19 protein-coding genes and 1 CRISPR repeat array (1 of these 20 running past the window's edge) are annotated in these 19,174 nt (G+C 53.9%); of the genes, 6 read left to right on the forward strand and 13 right to left on the reverse strand.

Features of this window, described 5'->3' with window-relative positions:
* Window positions 1-85: 85 nt before the first annotated feature.
* Both bssR and ACOTZF_RS00065 read left to right on the forward strand, forming a co-directional pair.
* Window positions 86-469, forward strand: a complete 384-nt coding sequence (gene bssR / locus ACOTZF_RS00060) for a biofilm formation regulator BssR (RefSeq protein WP_013097430.1) — start codon at window positions 86-88, stop codon at window positions 467-469.
* Between the two features lie 106 nt (window positions 470-575).
* Complete coding sequence (locus ACOTZF_RS00065; RefSeq protein WP_129251487.1) at window positions 576-1,694, forward strand: PQQ-dependent sugar dehydrogenase; 1,119 nt, start codon at window positions 576-578, stop codon at window positions 1,692-1,694.
* Here the strand turns inward: ACOTZF_RS00065 and ACOTZF_RS00070 are convergent, their stop codons facing one another.
* Window positions 1,695-2,321 (reverse strand): glutathione S-transferase family protein, encoded by a 627-nt coding sequence (locus ACOTZF_RS00070; RefSeq protein WP_013097428.1) that lies wholly within the window; start codon window positions 2,319-2,321, stop codon window positions 1,695-1,697.
* 241 nt (window positions 2,322-2,562) lie between these two features.
* Between ACOTZF_RS00070 and dacC the strand changes: the two genes are divergently transcribed.
* Complete coding sequence (dacC, locus tag ACOTZF_RS00075) at window positions 2,563-3,768, forward strand: serine-type D-Ala-D-Ala carboxypeptidase (RefSeq protein ID WP_040020720.1); 1,206 nt, start codon at window positions 2,563-2,565, stop codon at window positions 3,766-3,768.
* 49 nt (window positions 3,769-3,817) lie between these two features.
* Here dacC and deoR read toward each other — a convergent pair whose 3' ends face one another.
* From deoR to ACOTZF_RS00090, 3 genes are all read right to left on the reverse strand, one after another.
* Window positions 3,818-4,576 (reverse strand): DNA-binding transcriptional repressor DeoR, encoded by a 759-nt coding sequence (gene deoR, locus ACOTZF_RS00080; RefSeq protein WP_129251486.1) that lies wholly within the window; start codon window positions 4,574-4,576, stop codon window positions 3,818-3,820.
* Between the two features lie 67 nt (window positions 4,577-4,643).
* Complete coding sequence (gene ybjG, locus ACOTZF_RS00085; RefSeq protein ID WP_020689884.1) at window positions 4,644-5,252, reverse strand: undecaprenyl-diphosphate phosphatase; 609 nt, start codon at window positions 5,250-5,252, stop codon at window positions 4,644-4,646.
* 7 nt (window positions 5,253-5,259) lie between these two features.
* Window positions 5,260-5,988, reverse strand: coding sequence for a phosphatase PAP2 family protein (locus tag ACOTZF_RS00090; protein ID WP_047351942.1), 729 nt, complete (start codon window positions 5,986-5,988; stop codon window positions 5,260-5,262).
* A 167-nt stretch (window positions 5,989-6,155) separates the two neighbouring features.
* On the opposite strand from ACOTZF_RS00090, the gene ACOTZF_RS00095 reads away from it, so the two are divergent.
* Window positions 6,156-7,388, forward strand: coding sequence for an MFS transporter (locus tag ACOTZF_RS00095; protein ID WP_129251485.1), 1,233 nt, complete (start codon window positions 6,156-6,158; stop codon window positions 7,386-7,388).
* A 58-nt stretch (window positions 7,389-7,446) separates the two neighbouring features.
* Here ACOTZF_RS00095 and ACOTZF_RS00100 read toward each other — a convergent pair whose 3' ends face one another.
* Together ACOTZF_RS00100 and ACOTZF_RS00105 are read right to left on the reverse strand one after the other, a co-directional pair.
* On the reverse strand, window positions 7,447-8,259 hold the full coding sequence (locus tag ACOTZF_RS00100) for a Cof-type HAD-IIB family hydrolase (RefSeq protein WP_023620241.1): 813 nt from the start codon (window positions 8,257-8,259) through the stop codon (window positions 7,447-7,449).
* Complete coding sequence (locus ACOTZF_RS00105) at window positions 8,249-9,463, reverse strand: MFS transporter (protein ID WP_421636038.1); 1,215 nt, start codon at window positions 9,461-9,463, stop codon at window positions 8,249-8,251. The genes ACOTZF_RS00100 and ACOTZF_RS00105 overlap by 11 nt, the downstream gene beginning before the upstream one ends.
* Window positions 9,464-9,545: 82 nt before the next feature.
* Here ACOTZF_RS00105 and ACOTZF_RS00110 point away from each other — a divergent pair, with 82 nt between their 5' ends.
* The gene (locus tag ACOTZF_RS00110) at window positions 9,546-10,097 is read left to right on the forward strand and encodes a TetR/AcrR family transcriptional regulator (protein ID WP_014831216.1); all 552 of its coding nucleotides are present in this window, start codon (window positions 9,546-9,548) and stop codon (window positions 10,095-10,097) included.
* Window positions 10,098-10,112: 15 nt separating this feature from the next.
* On the opposite strand, the gene arsC is transcribed toward ACOTZF_RS00110, so the two are convergent.
* From arsC to ACOTZF_RS00140, 6 genes are all read right to left on the reverse strand, one after another.
* Window positions 10,113-10,544, reverse strand: a complete 432-nt coding sequence (arsC, locus tag ACOTZF_RS00115; RefSeq protein ID WP_038984932.1) for a glutaredoxin-dependent arsenate reductase — start codon at window positions 10,542-10,544, stop codon at window positions 10,113-10,115.
* Between the two features lie 12 nt (window positions 10,545-10,556).
* Window positions 10,557-11,846: an arsenic transporter gene (locus tag ACOTZF_RS00120; protein ID WP_038984930.1), complete on the reverse strand. Its 1,290-nt coding sequence runs from the start codon at window positions 11,844-11,846 to the stop codon at window positions 10,557-10,559.
* Between the two features lie 35 nt (window positions 11,847-11,881).
* Window positions 11,882-12,202: a metalloregulator ArsR/SmtB family transcription factor gene (locus ACOTZF_RS00125; RefSeq protein ID WP_038984928.1), complete on the reverse strand. Its 321-nt coding sequence runs from the start codon at window positions 12,200-12,202 to the stop codon at window positions 11,882-11,884.
* Between the two features lie 314 nt (window positions 12,203-12,516).
* Window positions 12,517-13,212, reverse strand: a complete 696-nt coding sequence (locus ACOTZF_RS00130; protein WP_421636039.1) for a DUF6216 family protein — start codon at window positions 13,210-13,212, stop codon at window positions 12,517-12,519.
* 338 nt (window positions 13,213-13,550) lie between these two features.
* Entirely contained in the window at window positions 13,551-14,153 is a 603-nt protein-coding gene (locus ACOTZF_RS00135; protein WP_014831221.1) for a GIY-YIG nuclease family protein, read from the reverse strand.
* Window positions 14,154-14,498: 345 nt separating this feature from the next.
* Window positions 14,499-16,184, reverse strand: coding sequence for an aspartate:alanine antiporter (locus ACOTZF_RS00140; protein ID WP_014169303.1), 1,686 nt, complete (start codon window positions 16,182-16,184; stop codon window positions 14,499-14,501).
* A gap of 270 nt (window positions 16,185-16,454) precedes the next feature.
* On the opposite strand from ACOTZF_RS00140, the gene ACOTZF_RS00145 reads away from it, so the two are divergent.
* Complete coding sequence (locus tag ACOTZF_RS00145) at window positions 16,455-16,838, forward strand: inner membrane protein YbjM (RefSeq protein ID WP_013097375.1); 384 nt, start codon at window positions 16,455-16,457, stop codon at window positions 16,836-16,838.
* Window positions 16,839-16,865: 27 nt separating this feature from the next.
* Here ACOTZF_RS00145 and ACOTZF_RS00150 read toward each other — a convergent pair whose 3' ends face one another.
* Window positions 16,866-18,377: a hypothetical protein gene (locus ACOTZF_RS00150; RefSeq protein WP_129252567.1), complete on the reverse strand. Its 1,512-nt coding sequence runs from the start codon at window positions 18,375-18,377 to the stop codon at window positions 16,866-16,868.
* Between the two features lie 433 nt (window positions 18,378-18,810).
* Window positions 18,811-19,174: direct repeats of the CRISPR family, unit length 28 nt; unit sequence GTGCACTGCCGTACAGGCAGCTTAGAAA (it continues 144 nt past the right edge of the window).

Genomic DNA, 19,174 nt, shown 5'->3' on the forward strand with positions numbered 1-19,174 from the left:
AAGAATAATTGATCTCAGGCATTAAACTGTACAAAAAATAACCTTATTCTGACTGTGCACAGGGGCTGACAGAGGAGGAATGAGCATGTCCGTTGACAGACTGAAACGCGATCTGCTGAACAAGCTGATCAACGCCCGAATCGACCTTGCCGCATATCTGCAGCTGAGGAAGGCGAAAGGGTATATGTCAGTCAGCGAAAGCGAACATCTGCGTGATAATTTCTTTGAACTTTGCAATTTCATGCGTGAAAAAGCACCCATCCTGAAAGCGGAATACGCCGAAAGCGAATGTATTGCGCTGCGCCGCGCCGCCGAGGTGCTCTCCATTGCCGGGGTTTGTCTGATGAATGGACGCCATGACTGCCCGACTTTTATCGCTGTAAACGCGGAGAAGCTTGAAAACTGCCTGACAACGCTCTCTCTATGCATCATGTGTCTGAACGAGCACGCGAAGCTTGAACAGCACTGATTCCGGGGGAGGCAACTCCCCCTTCTGATTAAGCTTTTGTAAAAGTGATAACGCGCCCGGACGTAGTGGCTAATCTTTATGCCATATGCCGATAAAGGAGCGCGTTATGCACCGATCCTCGCTGATTTTCCTGCCTGCGTTGTTATTTCCGTTTTCGCTCCTTGCTGCGCCTGATGCGGTTGAGGTTGAGGTATTGCAGAACAAACTCGAACACCCCTGGTCGCTGGCGTTCCTGCCGGATAACAAAGGGCTGCTCGTGACGTTGAAGGGCGGCCAGTTGAAACACTGGCAGGCCGGGAAAGGGCTGTCAGACCCGATAACAGGGGTGCCCAAAGTCTGGGACAACGGACAGGGAGGACTGCTGGACGTGGTGCTGGCGCCGGATTTTGCCACCTCGCGCCGCGTCTGGCTGAGCTACGCCGAGGCAGGCGCTGACGGCAAAGCCGGAACGGCAGTGGGTTATGGGCGCTTAAGCGACGATCTTTCCCGCCTTGAGGCGTTCCAGGTGGTGTTCCGTCAGATGCCGAAACTCTCCACCGGTCACCACTTTGGCGGAAGGCTGGTGTTTGATGGCAAAGGCTATCTGTTTATTGCGCTGGGCGAAAACAACCAGCGCCCGACGGCGCAGGATCTGGATAAACTCCAGGGGAAAGTGGTACGCCTGACGGAGGATGGCAAAGTCCCGCCGGATAACCCCTTTGTGAACACCGCCGGTGCGCGGCCGGAAATCTGGTCTTATGGCATTCGTAACCCGCAAGGGATGGCGATGAACCCGTGGAGCGACACGCTGTGGCTTAATGAACACGGCCCGCGTGGCGGGGATGAGATCAACATCCCGGAGAAAGGGAAAAACTATGGCTGGCCGCTGGCGACCCACGGTATCAACTACAGCGGATTAAAAATTCCTGAGGCGAAAGGTGAACACGTTGAAGGAACCGAAAAACCGCTGTTTGTCTGGAAAGTCTCACCCGCCGTGAGCGGAATGGCGTTTTATAACAGTGACGTGTTCCCGCAGTGGAAAAACAAGCTGTTTATCGGGGCGTTGAAAGAGAAGGATGTGATCGTGCTGAGCGTGAACGGCAACACGGTGACCGAGGACGGGCGGATCCTGGGCGACCGGAAACAGCGCATTCGCGATGTGCGCGTCGGTCCGGACGGCTATCTGTATGTTCTGACCGATGAAACGGACGGGCAGTTGCTGAAAGTCAGCCCGTCCGGGAGGTGATCAGCTTACCGGAATCATCACCACGTTACGGTAGGCCGGGCGTTCGCTCAGCTGTTTAAGCCAGCGCGCCAGGTGCGGGCGCGGCGTCCACGTCAGACCGAGGTTGGTCAGGTTCCAGACAAATGGCGCAACGGCAATATCGCCCACGCCGAAGTCCGCACCCGAGAACCAGGCGTGTTTCGCCAGCTCATCGTCCATCATCGCAAACAGATTTTCACAGGCGTCCTGCGCCGCATGAATGGCGGGATAGTCGCGCTCGGCTTCGGGGGTTCTGACCAGCCCCATCAGGATCACGCGGTGCGTGGGGGAGAGCGTCTGGTTGGCCCAGTCCATCCATTTTTCCCCCTGCGCGCGGCGGGCCGGATTTTCTACCCACAGACGGCCTTGTCCATACTGGGCGGCCAGGTAGCGGACAATGGTGTTGGATTCCCACAGCGTGGCGTCCGTCTCATCATCGCGCAGCAGCGGCACCAGGCCGTTCGGGTTCATCGCCAGGTAGTCGGCGTCTTTATTAACCCCATACTGCAAACCCGCCATTATCTGGTTAAACGGTAAATCCAGCTCCTCCAGCGTCCAGAGCACTTTTTTGACGTTGGTCGAATTATTCCTTCCCCACAGCGTAATCATAATTACTCCCGATAAGATGTGAATCCGAGTCAGCTTTTCGCCATGGTGAGATAAACCTAACAATTACGCAACAGAAGAGAAAAAAATCGCCTTAATCAAAGCGTATCTGAATGTTATTGCATAAACTTTAATAACTTTACCCTCGTTGGGTTTCATTAACCGTTTTAGTGCGCTATTACTCATCGCTTCTTGCGACACGGTGATGTGACGTAATTTTTGAATGGACACTCGGGTGGCATTTATGACGCGAAAAATGACTTCTCTGCGCAGCCTGGCGGCAGGCTCCGCGCTCCTTTTCCTGTTTGTACCAACTCTCTATGCGGCTGAGCAGGCTGCGCCCGAAGCGCCGCCGGTAGATGCGCGTGCCTGGATCCTGATGGATTACTCCAGCGGTAAAGTGCTGGCGGAAGGCAATGCGGATGAGAAACTCGACCCGGCCAGCCTGACCAAAATCATGACCAGCTACGTGGTTGGCCAGGCGTTGAAGGCGGGTAAGATCAAGCTCGACGATATGGTCACTATCGGGAAGGATGCCTGGGCGACCGGCAACCCGGCGCTGCGCGGGTCATCGGTAATGTTCCTGAAACCGGGCGATCAGGTTTCCGTTTCCGATCTGAATAAAGGGGTGATTATCCAGTCCGGCAACGATGCCTGTATCGCCCTGGCAGATTATGTTGCGGGAAGCCAGGACTCGTTTATTGGCCTGATGAACGGCTATGCGCAAAAGCTGGGTCTGACCAACACCACCTTTAAAACCGTCCACGGTCTGGATGCGCCGGGCCAGTTCAGTACCGCGCGCGATATGGCGCTGCTCGGCAAGGCGCTTATTCATGATGTGCCGGACGAATATGCCATCCACAAAGAGAAAGAGTTTACCTTTAATAAGATCCGCCAGCCGAACCGCAACCGTCTGCTGTGGAGCAGCAACGTCAACGTTGACGGGATGAAAACCGGCACCACGGCCGGGGCGGGTTATAACCTGGTGGCCTCCGCGACCCAGGGTGACATGCGTCTGATCTCGGTGGTGCTGGGCACCAAAACCGACCGTATTCGTTTTAACGAGTCAGAAAAACTGCTGACCTGGGGCTTCCGCTTCTTTGAAACCGTGACGCCGATTAAACCGGATGCCACGTTCGTCAGCCAGCGCGTCTGGTTTGGTGACAAGAGTGAAGTGAACCTGGGGGCCGGTGAAGCCGGGTCGGTGACCATTCCACGTGGTCAGCTGAAAAACCTGAAAGCGAGCTATACCCTGACCGATCCGCAGCTCACCGCACCGCTGAAAAAAGGCCAGGTGGTCGGGACGATTGATTTCCAGTTAAACGGTAAGTCGATTGAACAGCGTCCGCTGATTGTGATGGAAGCGGTCGAAGAGGGCGGCTTCTTCAGCCGGATGTGGGACTTCGTGATGATGAAATTCCATAGCTGGTTTGGCAGTTGGTTTAGTTAAGTCTTCCAGCTTTTCACCCTCTCCCTGTGGGAGAGGGTCTGATGCCCTCTCAATACATCAACTTCACCTGCTGCGCCTTTGCGTAGGTCACGTATTCTTCATCCGGGCGGCAATCGCTGACGATGGCATTGAACTGTGCCAGCTCGCCCATCCGTGCCGGACGCACCTTGCCGAACTTGCTGTGATCCACCACCAGCACATGGTACTGCGCGGCGCTTAACGCCCAGTGTTTTACCGGTAGCTCTTCCAGGTTAAAACAGGTCGCCCCCTGACGGGTACTCACGCCCGCCGCGGAGTAAAACGCGATATCCGGGCACAAATTGCTGAGCGTGTCCTGAAGATTGATCGGTTTAAAAATGGCGTTGCTGGCGTGGAACTCACCGCCGCAGAGGATCACCCGGCACTCGGGTTTCTCCTGAAGGGCCAGGAAGGTGTTCAGCGAGTAGCACACGGCGGTAAAGGGGATGCTGCTGTCGATGGCTTCGATTATCCACGGCGTGGTAGTGCCGCAGTCAAAAAACAGCGTCTGGTGCGGTTGCACCAGAGAGGCCGCCAGACGGGCGGCTTTGCGTTTCTCTTCAACCAGGCGCGTCTTTTGATCGCTGATCAGATAATGACTGGCGCTACGTGGCTCCAGCACAATATAACCGCCCAGCAGCACGACGGGCGCGCTCTCGCTGTTCAGGTCACGGCGAATGGTCATCTCTGAAACGCCGAGGAGGGTAGCGGCTTCCTTAAGATGAAGCTTATCACTACGCTTCAGCGCCTGTATCAACTGAGCTATGCGGTCATCGCGGCGTGTTTCCATAGATCCTCAGGATGAAAAAGTGAGCCCCCGCAGGGCGGGGGCTCAAGTGTAACCTGTCATACCGGGGTTAGTCACGTATCCAGCCTTTGCGGATCGGGATAGCGAAAAGGGTGCGATAGAGAGACGAGAGTCCGCGATACAGCGCCAGCCCGAAGAGGTTCCACAGGATAGCCGCGCTGACGCAGCCGATCAGCCCCACCAGGAAGCCGCCAACCATATCCAGCGGCCAGTGTACGCCCAGATACACGCGAGACCAGGCAATGGCGACCGCAATGGCCATCAGCAGCGCACCTGACCACAGGCGATGCCAGAACAGGAAGGCCAGCGCAAAAGCAAAGATCACCGTACCGTGATCGCTTGGGAACGAGTCATCCGGCGCGTGGTGCAGGAAGGTATAGCCGACGTGTTCGACAAAAGGACGATCGTGCGGGAAGGCGAGACCCAGAACATAGCTGACCAGCACACTGACCCCCAGCGTCATCGCCACTTTGATCACCAGCTGACGCTGCGCGTTGACCTGGCTGCGCGGTCCCCACAGCCAGAGGATGGCCGCCAGCACAGGCACAATACTGATCAGATCTTTTGCCAGGAAAGTGGCCAGATCGATCATCCACTCAGGCGAGGCCGGGGTGGCGTTGATCAGATAAAACAGCTGGTAATTCAGATTCTCTAACATAGCGTTTTTACTCTTTAGCAAACCAGGCAGAAACGAGGCCGTAGACCGCTACCTGGGAAAACCAGACCCACCACCCAGCCCACAGGTTGTGAGAGAAAAAATGCGCCCCGCGCATGACCTGGCCAAAGCCCATCGCCAGACCTAACACCACGCCGAAGGCCACAAAGCTCCAGGCGAGACGCGGACGTTCGCGCCAGAAGGCAAAGAACAGACCCATCACCATAAAGCCGCTGGACGCATGGCCGCCGGGGAAGCAGCGGCCAGGACCGCTGTCTGCCGGAGCGGAACTGAACAGGGGGTAAGAGACGGCCTTACCGCCATACTCCACCAGATCCCACGGGCAGCTGTGATGGCTCAGGCTTTTCAACACGCCAACCACCAGCGTGCCAAGCCCCATCAGCAGTGCGGCAGTGACCAGTCTCGCATTGCGCTTCCAGGCACCGTAAAACAGCGCCCCAACCGCCATGGCAATGGCGATGTACTTCGCCAGCCGGTGGTTCAGCAGATCCAGCAGCGGGTTTTTCTGCAGCGGGAAACGGTGTGTTGCCGCGTCATACCAAAAGCCAGTGATCCATTTATCAAGCGTTTCGCCACGAGAAAGCCAGGTAAACACCACGGCAAGGGCGATCAGCACTAAAAGCTGATAACCATAAAAGCGCACAGGCAAGCGGTAAAGTTGTTTTGTCTTATTTGTCGGTAACTTAGACAATTCTGAACGAGGGGATATGCGGGTCATAGAGTTGGTTGGCAGCGTGAAATATGGCTATCATATTGGTGTCAACTTAAGGAAACCTTAAACAACGACGATAAATGCTTTATTTCTGTTTCTTCTGGATAATTTGCTATCTCAGACAGCGGCAATTCATTACACTCATCGCGATTTTTTCATCATAAAGAGATTGCATGTTAAACCGTTCTTCTTCGGGTACGCGTCTGGGTCGTCAGGCGTTACTTTTCCCTCTGTGTCTGGTGCTTTACGAGTTCTCTACCTATATCGGCAACGATATGATCCAGCCCGGCATGCTGGCCGTGGTGGCGCAATACAACGCAGGTATTGAATGGGTGCCGACCTCTATGACCGCCTATCTTGCTGGCGGCATGTTTTTACAGTGGCTGTTAGGGCCGCTGTCGGATCGTATTGGCCGCCGTCCGGTGATGCTGACGGGCGTGGTGTGGTTTATCGTGACCTGTCTCGCCACGCTGCTGGCGCAAAACATTGAACAGTTCACCCTGCTGCGTTTCCTGCAGGGGGTAAGCCTGTGCTTTATCGGTGCCGTGGGGTATGCCGCCATTCAGGAGTCCTTTGAGGAGGCGGTGTGTATCAAAATCACCGCGCTGATGGCGAACGTGGCGCTGATTGCTCCGTTGCTGGGGCCGCTGGTGGGCGCCGCGTGGGTGCATGTGGCACCATGGGAAGGCATGTTTGTGCTCTTCGCCGTGCTGGCCGCCATCGCGTTCTTCGGCCTGCACCGCGCAATGCCGGAAACGGCCACCCGACTGGGTGAGACGCTGTCGCTGAAAGAGCTGGGACGGGATTATAAAGCGGTGCTGAAAAACGGCCGCTTTGTGGCAGGCGCGCTGGCGACGGGCTTTGTTAGCCTGCCGCTGCTGGCGTGGATCGCCCAGTCACCGGTCATTATCATCAGCGGTGAACAGCTCAGCAGCTACGAGTACGGGCTGCTGCAGGTGCCTATTTTTGGCGCACTGATTATCGGTAACCTGGTGCTGGCGCGTCTGACGTCACGACGCACGGTGCGCTCGCTCATCATCATGGGCGGCTGGCCGATTGCGGCGGGCCTTACCGTAGCCGCGGTGGCGACGGTGGTATCATCTCATGCCTATCTGTGGATGACGGCGGGGTTGAGTGTTTACGCCTTCGGTATTGGCGTGGCGAATGCCGGGCTGGTGCGTCTGACGCTGTTTGCCAGCGAGATGAGTAAAGGCACCGTTTCGGCGGCGATGGGGATGCTGCAGATGCTGATTTTTACCGTCGGGATCGAGGTGAGCAAACACGCTTATGCGCTCGGCGGCAACGGTCTGTTCAGCCTGTTTAACCTCGCCAACGGCGTGCTGTGGGTTGTGCTGATGGTGATGTTCCTGAAAGACAAACGCGTCGGGAACGCCCTGCAGCCATAATTCTTATTCCCTCTCCCGGTGGGAGAGGGTCAGGGTGAGGGTACCTGAGCGCACGGAATTAATTAAACGGTGCTTCTCTGTTGAGCACCTTATCAATCACATCCAGTACGCCTTCCTCGTTATTATGCGGCGCTTCAAACCGCGCCGCTGCCTTAATATGCGGTCTGGCATTCGCCATCGCAAAGCTGAAGCCTGACTGGCGCAGCATCTCCACATCGTTCCCGCTGTCACCGAAAGCCACCACCTCGCTGTCGTCAATGCCCCAGCGCTGTTGCAGGATCCGCAGGCCGTTGGCTTTATGCACGCCGGGGATAATCAGATCGATACTTCCATGGCCGGTCGTGACGGGCACCATAATGTCGTTGAGTTTTTCGTGCAGCATGGCCTGAATGCGCGGGATTTCATCATCAGAAACGTTGAGTCCGAACTTGAAGAAAATATCGTTCAGGTTGTCGAAATCACTTACCATTTCGAGGCGATGATAGTACTTCGCGGCGATAGCTTTGAACTCATCGTCATAGGCTTTGAGCGTATAGGCACTGCCTTTGCCGCAGGCGATAATCTCAATGCCGGGAACGTCGTTTAGCACGGCAGCAACGGTGTCGAAGTGCGTTTTCGACAGTTCACCGTTAAAAACATCTTCCCCGGCGCTGACCACCCAGCCACCGTTTTCGGCGACAAACGCAATCTCATGCGCAATCTCCGGGAAGAAGGAGATCAGCTGGTAATACTGGTTACCGCTGGCCACCACAAAGCGAATACCTTGCTCCTTCATACGCGCATACTGCGCCAGAAAACGTTCGCGATTGTAGGTTTTCGCGTCGCTCAGGAAGGTGCCATCCATGTCGACTGCAATCAGTTTAACGCTCATATCCCTTCTCCAGTGTCGTTTGTTCTTTTTCCGGCTTCGCCACGGCGCGCGCCACCAGCGCCGCAATCATGACCAACCCTAACACCACCAGCATGGCGCTGCGCAGCCCGTAGTGCTCACCCAGGAAGCCCAGCAGCGGCGGCCCGACCAGGAAGGCCAGATAGCCTGTGGTTGCCACCACGCTGACGCGCGTCGGGGCGTCCGGGCCGGTATCGCTGGCGGCGGAGATGGTCAACGGGAAGCCAAGTGAGGCACCCAGGCCCCAGAGGATCACCGATACGCCGGCAATCCAGTCCACATCCACGAAGATGATCATCGCAATGCCCAGCCCGCCGAGCAGGGCGCTGGCGCGCACCACCGCCACGCGGCTGTAGCGGTCAATAAACCAGCCGCCGGTAAAGCGTCCGACGGTCATCCCCAGCGTAAAGCCGGCGTAGATCAGCGAGCCAGAGGTCGGGCTAAAGCCGTGGCCGTCCACCATCAGCAGCGGCAGCCAGTCGTTGGCGGAGCCTTCGGCAAACGCCATCGCCAGCACCACCACGCCGATCAGCATCAGCTGGAAATCACGGTAGAACGGCAGCCCTTTTTCCACCGTTTTATGTTCATCAGAGGTGTTTTTGCCCGTGCCGTCCGGAATGGCGCGGATGCCGGTCAGCACCGGCACAACAGAGATCAGCGCGGCCAGCAGGATATGCAGATTCGCGCTTACGCCGGAGGCCGTCAGCGCCATGCCCACGCCCGCACCGGCCAGCGTGCCAAGGCTGTAAAAGCCATGCATCATTGGCAGCACGGTTTTATTCATCTCGCGCTCGACCGCAGCCCCTTCAACGTTAATGGCCACTTCCGCCGCGCCAAAGCTGCCGCCAAAGATCAGCAGACCCAGGGCAAACAGGACCGGCGAGGCATACCACAGCGCCACGCTGAGCACCAGCATCCCCAGTATTGCGCAGCACATGGTGGTGCGGATCACCGCCCGGGAACCAAAGCGCTTCACCAGCCACGCCGAGCAGAGAATACCGCTCATTGAGCCTATCGACAGGCCAAACAGCACAATGCCCATCTCCGCGGTGGAGACCGACAAAATGTCGCGGATTGCCGGGGTACGCGTGGCCCAGGACGCCATCAGCAGACCCGGAATAAAGAAGAACATGAAAAGCGCCCACATGCGCAACCGCAGGGCCTTACGGGATGAGGTCAGAGTCATTGAGATAAGCACCAGAAGCACAACAGTAGCGACAACACTAGCAAGTTTGTGTACATTTGTACACAAATCAGATGAGGCATGTATGAGCAGACCACCAAACGACCCGCATCGCCGGGAGAAGATCCTGCAGGCGACGCTGGACACCATTGCTGAGCACGGTATCCATGCCGTCACGCACCGTAAAATCGCCAGTTGTGCCGGGGTTCCGCTGGGGTCGATGACCTACTATTTTGACGGCATGGAGTCGCTGCTGGAAGAGGCGTTCACGTGGTTTACCCGGCAGATGTCGCAGCAATACCGTGATTTCTTCGCGGGGGTAACCAGCCCGGAGATGGCGTGTGAATCCATCACCACGCTGATCCACAGCTCGCAGGTGACGACGCCACACAACATGGCGCTGATGTATCAGCTCTACACTTTTATGCACCGCAGCGCGGCGCTGAAAACGGTAATGCAGGACTGGATGCAGATGAGCCAGACGACGCTTGAGCAGTGGTTTGACCCGGTCACCACCCGCGCGCTGGACGCCTTTATCGAAGGAATGACGCTACACTTTGTCACCGACAGAGCGCCGTTAACGCGCGAGGAGATCCGGGCGATGGTGGGAAGGATTGCAGGCGAGGGGGACCGCTAGCCTGCAGGCCCGCCTCTATTTCTGAGTGATTTTTTTCCCGCTGGCATCCACGACGGCTTCACCGTCCTCTTTCGTAAATGCCCCTTTCTGCGCATCCGGCAGAATATCAAGGACCACTTCAGACGGGCGGCACAGGCGGGTGCCCAGCGGCGTCACCACAATCGGACGGTTAATCAGGATCGGGTGTTGCAGCATAAAACCGATAAGCTGGTCGTCAGTGAACGTCTCTTCTGCCAGGCCCAGTTGCTCATAGGGCTCCACGTTTGTACGCAGCAGCGCCCGCACCGAAATGCCCATGTCGGCAATCAGTTTGATCAGTTCATCGCGTGACGGCGGATTTTCCAGATAGAGAATGATCTCTGGCTCGATGCCGCTGTTGCGGATCATCTCCAGCGTGTTGCGCGAGGTGCCGCAGGCGGGGTTGTGGTAAATGGTGATGTTGGTCATATCAGTGGCTCATTACAGTGTGAAGGAGAGACGTAACGCCAGCGCGGCGAGCGTCACAAACAGAACCGGCAGCGTCATGATGATGCCCGTCCGGAAATAGTAGCCCCAGGTAATGGTCATGTTTTTTTGCGCCAGCACGTGGAGCCAGAGCAGGGTGGCGAGACTACCGATAGGCGTGATTTTTGGCCCCAGATCGCAGCCAATCACATTGGCGTAAATCATCGCTTCTTTAATCAATCCTGTTGCCGTGCTGCCATCAATAGAGAGCGCGCCAATCAGCACCGTGGGCATATTGTTCATTATGGATGACAGGAAGGCGGTGATGAACCCGGTTCCGAGGGTAGTTACCCATAAACCGTGGGTGGACAGCACATTCAGTACGCCTGAAAGGTATTCGGTTAACCCGGCGTTACGCAAACCGTAGACCACCAGATACATCCCCAGTGAGAAGATGACGATCTGCCACGGTGCGCCGCGCAGCACTTTTCCGGTATTAATCGCGTGTCCGCGTTTTGCAACGGCGAATAAAATCAGCGCGCCAGCTGTTGCAATGGCGCTGACCGGAATGCCGAGAGGCTCAAGCACAAAGAAGCCGACGAGAAGAAGCAGTAGCACTATCCAGCCTGTTCTGAACGTCGGGAGATCGTGAATGGCCCGGGCGGGCTCCCGGAGTTTCGCAAGATCATATTCCGGTGGAATTTCCTTGCGAAAGAACAGATGCAGCATCACTAGCGTGGCAGCAATCGCGGCGATATCAACCGGGATCATCACCGAGGCGTATTCGCTGAACCCCAGCTTAAAGAAGTCTGCCGACACAATGTTGACCAGGTTCGAGACAATCAGCGGCAGGCTGGCGGTATCGGCGATAAAACCTGCCGCCATCACAAACGCCAGCGTGGCCTGCTTGCTGAACCCCAGCGCCAGCAGCATGGCGATGACGATTGGTGTCAGGATCAACGCTGCACCGTCATTGGCAAACAGCGCCGCAACGGCCGCCCCCAGCAGCACGATATAAGTAAAGAGCAAACGCCCCCGACCGTTTCCCCAGCGGGCGACATGCAGCGCCGCCCACTCGAAAAAGCCGGACTCATCCAGCAGCAGGCTGATGATAATAACGGCGATAAACGTCGCCGTGGCATTCCAGACGATATTCCACACCACCGGAATATCGTTAAGGTGGATCACGCCGCTGGCCAGCGCCAGCACGGCGCCAATCGTCGCGCTCCAGCCGATACTGAGCCCTCTGGGCTGCCAGATGACCAGTACCAGCGTAAACAGAAAAATTGCCCCTGCCAGAAACATCGTTTACTCCGTTATATCTGTTTTTATGAATGTGTTTAACACGTCCCTGGAAGGCTATTCTTTAGCCTTGCACGCGTTTCATCCCGCAGGCAGTTCCAGCTGTTATCGATGACGGTAGCTGCCCACGCAGGCATGTTCGGAGACAAACGGTAATAGACCCACTTCCCCTCACGACGGTCGATAACCAGCCCGGATTCGCGAAGTAATGCCATATGGCGCGAGACTTTCGGCTGTGACTCCGTGGTTGCGGAGCAGAGATCGCAGACGCACAGTTCACCGGCTTCACGCAGAAGCATGACGATGGAGAGCCGCGTTTCGTCGGAGAGGGTTTTGAAAAGCTGGAGCGGGTGGAGCATGGTTGAACCCTGCGGATAGCTGATACATATTTGTTTAATCATATATGTTTGAGGCGGGGGAGGGAAGAGGGGGGATTACTGAACGGGAATTCAATAGTGGGGATACTTTTTGCTGATGCTTAGTTCAGTTGTACGCAAGTAACGACGGACAGGTATTACATTTAGCTGTAATACCTGTCCTGGTTTATATCTGGCTACATAAGGCGAAAGATTTACCCTTTGTATGTTCATGCGGTTATGAGGTTATGCCGGACAGAAAGTTAGTAGATATTCTTAACAATGTTTTATGCAATAATAGTTACCTATAACCTAATTTATGTTAAGTACTGATAACTTCTTTCTGTTTCTGAATTGTTAAATTTAGTAATTTTTTTATTTATATACAAATCAATAAACATGGCAGAACCTAGCATAAAGAAAAATAATAATGTTAGGTAAGCAATCGGAATTAAAACCATCAACCCGAGTGCATTTTTATTGGCGGCTTTATTTAATGCTTCTTTCTTTTTGGGGTCAAGCATGTAGCTACAGATAAAATCTTTAGTGGCTTGCTTTATAAAAGTTATTTTTGCTAAAGACTTACTATCAAGACATATATCAGGGGATATGTTCCATTCAGGTTTATTTGGTTTATTCTTGGCTTCATTCACCTTTATCCAAAACGAATCATTCGTTTCTTTGTGTTTATAATCAATCCATTGTATTGGCCCTTGTTGAACAATATTGGTGAATTGGTATAAACCGATAATCGATATCACTATAACTACAGAGCCAAATATTGCGAGGAAAATTTTGTTGTGTTTAGTATAGGGCTTAGTACTTTGTTTGTACTTGCAGAGGCTTAGCCTGATTAAGGGTTTCGCTATGCTGATTTTAGATACTAAAAAATCTTCATCAGGATGAGATTTATTTAACCACAACCAAAAAGAAGAAACCCCACCCGCAAGCCATTTAAATATTATTCCGCCAATTGCTGTGGCTAAGAATGCATTTATTTTATCGAATTCCATTCAGATATCCTTCTTACTTAAATTTTGATAGATGCAATAATCAGAGATTACACAATAACGCATCTTTTGGCATAAAATTACGATAATGTAGCGAAAAAAAAGTGCAATTAATAGAAATCATTCGCCTTATCACCGACCTGTTCCGCACCTGTATCCACTGTAAGCAACTAGGTCGCACATTAACATTAGCTGTCAGGGTTTGTGTGAAGCCAAAGAATGATACAGACAGTGCACTAATGTTAAGTTAGGGCATAAGTTTGTTATTTCGTTGGCAAAAATGTCGCACCATCTTATCCGAAGGGAATGCAGGAACGATTAGCTTACTGATTCTGTCCCACTTACGTCGGTGCCATTAATCTTCTTCTCAACCCCCTTTCATCAGCAATCTCCATCAATCTTGCCTCGGCAGCAGCCAGCCTCCGCATTTCCGAAAGCGTAATTTTAAATTCATGAGCATTCCCCTGAATGTTTAATGGAAGGGGAATAGATGCGATCAGTTTATCCTCAATCTCCCAGGGCGCTTCGACAGGTATCCAGTGAACCCTGGCATTCTTTTCCATCCAGACATCAAGCCACTGCTCGCCAGGATGAGTAAATGTCATTCTGGATCCAGATCCCACACGGCGCAGCGGAAAGCCACTTGAACTACTCAATAACACACCCAGCGTGCGCCTGAGCGTTGAGCCAGCGGCATTGCCGCTATAGTGCGTTTTGATGCGTTTCCTTAAGTTCGAACGGCTGTTAGGTTTCCCTCGCTGGTCGGGTGAGATACCCACATACAACAGCGTGTAGCCGTCAGAGGTAACGCACCCCTCTGTCGGTACACCTGGAGGAATTTCCTTAAACCACCAGAAGTAGATGCCATTTACTGGCGGAACTGGTGATGGTTTGCTCATCACTTCCGTTCTGCTGTAGATTCTCTCGGGATAAAAAACGAACATGCGGCTTTCCTTGCTGATCTTTTTACTGATTTTATTCTTTTGCTGGCAGGGGGCGATGATTTTTCATGAGGAAGGGACAAAAAAATTAAATGGGATGCTGATTTTGATCAGACGGATTTTTCGAAATCTTCTGATATCAGAAAACGTGATTGTAAGTAGCTGTTTTTAAGAGTCATAGAATTTCAGGCAACAAAAAACCCATCAACCTTGAACCAAAACGGCGGGGTTGATGGGCTCCACAAATTGGGGACATCAAAGAAAAGCAGTGGCACTAGTTATGACTGCCCCCTGATAAAAAAGTTCTGCGCATAACGAAAATTTTTTCGTTACGCGCAAAGTTAAGAGTTATCCGAGTCCAGGCCAGATGATGATGATGAGCGTACCTGCCAGCGTAAGCAGTACGTTAGCGATAGCGTAGGTGCCCGCATAACCCAGCGCCGGGATGTTGCTGCGGGCAGTATCACTGATGATTTCCATCGCTGGCGCACAGGTACGCGCACCCATCATTGCCCCGAAGAGCAGGGCGCGGTTCATGCGCAGCACGTAGGCGCCGAACAGGAAACAGATCACCACCGGTACCAGGCTGACGATAAGTCCGGAAACCAACATTTGCCAGCCGACGGCGCCGAGGCTGTGGCCAATGCCGCTACCGGCGCTTAAGCCGACACCCGCCATAAAGACCATCAGACCAAACTCTTTCACCATGTTCAGCGCGCCCTGCGGAATGTAGCCGAAGGTTGGATGGTTCGCTCGCAGGAAGCCCAGCATGATACCGGCAAACAGCAGCCCGGCAGCGTTACCGATGCCAAAGCTAAAGTTGCTGAACTGGAAAGTGATCATCCCAATCATCAGGCCAACAATAAAGAAGGCGCAGAAGGCCAGCAGGTCGGTGACCTGGCTGTGAATGGAGATAAAGCCGATGCGGTCGGCGACGGTTTTCACGCGGCGTGCGTCGCCGCTGACCTGCAACACGTCGCCTTTATTCAGGACGACATTATCGTCGATAGGCATCTCAATCTGGCTGCGGATCACGCGGTTCAGGAAGCATCCGTGGTCGGTCAGCTTCAGTTGTGCCAGACGACGGCCGACGGCGTTGTGGTTTTTTACCACAATCTCTTCGGTGACAATACGCATGTCGAGCAGGTCGCGGTCGAATACCTCTTTACCGTTACGGAAGCTTGGGTCCAGCCGCGCGTGGGCATCCGGGTAACCCACCAGCGCGATGTCGTCGCCCATCTGCAGTACCGCGTCGCCGTCCGGGTTCGCCAGGATGCCGTTACGGCGGATACGTTCGATATAGCAACCCGTCTGGCGGTAAATCCCCAGCTCGCGCAGATTTTTACCGTCCGCCCAGGCGACCAGCTCTGGCCCGACGCGGTAGGCGCGGATCACCGGCAGATAGACTTTTCGTTTGGAGTCCGTGTCCAGACCACGCTCGCGGGCGATTTGCTGGGCGCTGGTCTGCAGATCCTGATGCTGCAGTTTCGGCAGATAGCGTGCGCCTACAATCAGGCTCACCAGACCAATCAGATAGGTCAGGGCATAGCCCAGGCTCAGGTGATCGAGTGCGGTAGAAAGCTGTGCCCCGGCCATACCGGAATGGCGCAGGGTATCGCCTGCACCCACCAGAACCGGCGTCGAGGTCATGGAGCCTGCCAGCATACCGGCCGTTAACCCGATATCCCAGCCAAACAGTTTACCCAGCCCTAACGCGATCAGCAGCGCACTGCCGACCATCACCAGCGCCAGCATCAGATAATTTTTGCCGTCGCGGAAGAAAATGGAAAAAAAGTTAGGACCCGCTTCCACACCAACACAAAAAATAAACAGCATAAAACCTAAGTTAAGCGCGTCTGTGTTAATGCTGAAATGCTGCTGACCTAATAATAAGGAGACGACTAAAACGCCAATGGAATTACCAAGTTGTACTGAACCCAGGCGCAATTTACCCAGGCAAAGGCCCAGCGCCAGTACCACAAATAATAACAGGATGTAATTCCCATTTAACAAGTCTGCGACGTTTATATTCACGGAGGCTAACTTCTTGTTTACCAGTAAGTTGTTGAATGAAAGGACATTTTGGGCTACTGTTTTCAGTGCCAGGGAATACTTCTACACTCCCTGCGGCCAAAAAAATTCCCTAAGACAATAGCAGCTGGATAGTTTAATCGCATTAGCTACCAACGGCTACTCATTATCGCATAACCGTATGCGGGTTTTGGCAAGGATTGCCGCATAACTTTATCCGATCGGGTGTCCACGCGACGAAACTTTATTTGATAGAGAAGTCAGGAGGATAATTTGAACATTAAAGGAAAATGGGCAGGGGCGATAAGCTGTTTCTTACTGTTCACCGTTGTCTGTATGTCATTAGCGTTTAATGTTAAGGGGGCATTCAGAGCCTCCGGGCATCCGGAACTGGGACTGCTCTTTTTCATTCTGCCTGGCGTGGCCGCGAGTTTTCTCTCGCGCGAGGGTGAGGTTGTTAAGCCGCTGTTAGGGGCAATGCTGGCGGCACCGCTGTGTCTGGTGCTGATGCGGTTGCTTTTCGTGTCCACGCGAAGCCTCTGGCAGGAGCTGGCCTGGCTGCTGAGCGGCGTATTCTGGTGCGCGCTCGGTGCGCTGTTTTTCCTGTTTCTTCGCACTCTGATACGGCATCAACGGTTACATAATAAAAAAGAATGAGGACGTCGTTGCGCCCTCATTGCGTCCTCATAACGGCAGCACGGTTCCGCCGGGCAATTGCACCCTCATTGGCCCCAGAATGCTATTCATCAGGAGATCGCCATCCGGCATAAACTCCATCTGCGCGTAAATGCCGTTGCCGCAGATATTGTCGTTAAATACGGTACTGTGCACGGTTTGCCCGGTATTCCAGTCCATACCTACCACCTTCCATCCGCCGTTATTGCGATAGTAACCGCTGGTATAAACCGTATTACTCGCAGAACTGATGGCCGGGATCATGGTGTTGGAGCAGATATCAGCCCGGCTCCAGGTTGAGCTCCAGCTGTGACTGATGGGATCCCAGGCAAAGCGCTCAACGCCCTGAGGGGAATCAAGGATCGTGCCGCGCGCCAGCGCGTCGGTAAGGGCGACTCCCGTACCGGTGCCTGCGCCCACATTATTGACCACAAAGGCACCGTAGTCCTGAATCGCCACGGACTGATCGCTCTGGATGTATTCAGTGCTCAGCGGCAGACCGCAGGTTACCGGGATGATCCCCGCAATGCGCTCGCTGAACCCGGTTGGGATCGCATCGCGCCAGAAAGCCACCAGACTCATTCGCTTCTTACCGTCGGTGATCACTACCAGCTTATCGGCATCGCTGCCGAACCCCATTAATGTCGGCGTAGCCCCTGAACCCGAGCCGAAGATGGTCGGGTAGGTATCACCGGTGGGATAAGAACTTACCCATGCGCCATCGGCCGGATCGGCAGAGAGCGTGCTGCCTGTCCAGACGACTTTATGCATCAGCTTATCCGAGACGACATAAATACCGCCGTGTTCATCTACCGCCGCCGAGTTTGAAACGTACTCATCGGCTCCCAGCGTCAGGGTATGCACCGGGCCAGAGAAGGTGCGAGAAACGACCGAAATGGACCGCGTGCCCAGCACAACCAGATTCCCGTCATAGGTTAACACGAGACCTGTGATGGCCTGTCCTTCAGGAATAAATGCCGAGGTATCCAGCGTGCGTTTAATGCCTATCCCCAATAACGGTAAATCAGGAACATTCAACCCAACGGCATAGACTTTTGTGCCGTAGTTAGCGAACAAGGTATTGGTGTTATCCACAAGGCAATAGGCACTGTTAATTCCCCCGGAAGGGGTAACCGGTGAGAGTTGAGAAGTGATCCCTTCGATCACGCCAGGTGAATCCAGAGGTTGGGTGAGCAGTGTCACCAGCAGGTCTATGGGAAACTGAGTCAGTCCCGGAACGGGCAGGCGCGCTACGGGTGTAAAGGCATTACCGCTGGTACTGATATAGGTAATGCCGGTCCAGGTAACTCCCCACATATAATCGGGTGAGGGGGAGGCGAGGGTCATGATGTTAATGGGACCATTGACCGCCTGCGGTAGAGCAGGCGTGAGCGGTAACGACGCATGCACTGTACTTTCACCCGACGGAACCGGAAACGGCAGCGAGTCAGATTGAGAAGAGTCGAAGTGTGTGATAGCGGCTTTAGGGGCGGCGAGATAAGTATTCACGACAGGGTTCATGGTGTATCTCCACGGGGTAACCTGCATAACGGACGTTGCCCAGCGTCAGGCAACGACCTGCCCGGAACACAATTTAGCTGTATATATATACAGTATTTTGAGTTCGTTCAGAAAGTATAATCAGATCGCCCGGCTTCGCCAGAGAAAAAGGATAATTTTTAATTTATTGATTTTTAATCGTTTATTTTTTGTTTTGTCTATGTAACAGGTTGAGGTGGGGAGCCCGGACTTCATCGTAAAGAGCATTTGTGAAGAAATACGCAAGGGGGTATTGAAAGGTCTGTCCTGACGAACTGCGTCAAAACCCTTTTTAGGGAAGGCCTTGTAAGTTGTTGATTTATTAAGAATGAACTGAATGAGTTGAAAAAAGGGTTAAAGGTATCAGAATTGATTATTTTCTTTTATGACAATACGATAGCGATGTTTGCTTTCAGTGCACTGCCGTACAGGCAGCTTAGAAATGAGAAACCAGCCCCCGAAAGGTCTTTTGTGTGTGCACTGCCGTACAGGCAGCTTAGAAAAGCAGCACCGTTCGCAGCAGCGTATTGAGGTCGTGCACTGCCGTACAGGCAGCTTAGAAAATTAAAGCCAGGGCAGCAGTCATTTAAAGAGCGTGCACTGCCGTACAGGCAGCTTAGAAAAGCGACACCCCGACACGGCGCGCCGGTGTTGAGTGCACTGCCGTACAGGCAGCTTAGAAAACCAGCCGCGCCGCACTTAAACGGCGGGGTTTGTGCACTGCCGTACAGGCAGCTTAGAAACTGCGCCCGCACTTCAGCCAGGAAAGCGTCGGGTGC

Origin of the sequence: Enterobacter cloacae complex sp. SHL021 (assembly GCF_049237765.1) — a bacterium.
Lineage (GTDB): Bacteria > Pseudomonadota > Gammaproteobacteria > Enterobacterales > Enterobacteriaceae > Enterobacter > Enterobacter cloacae.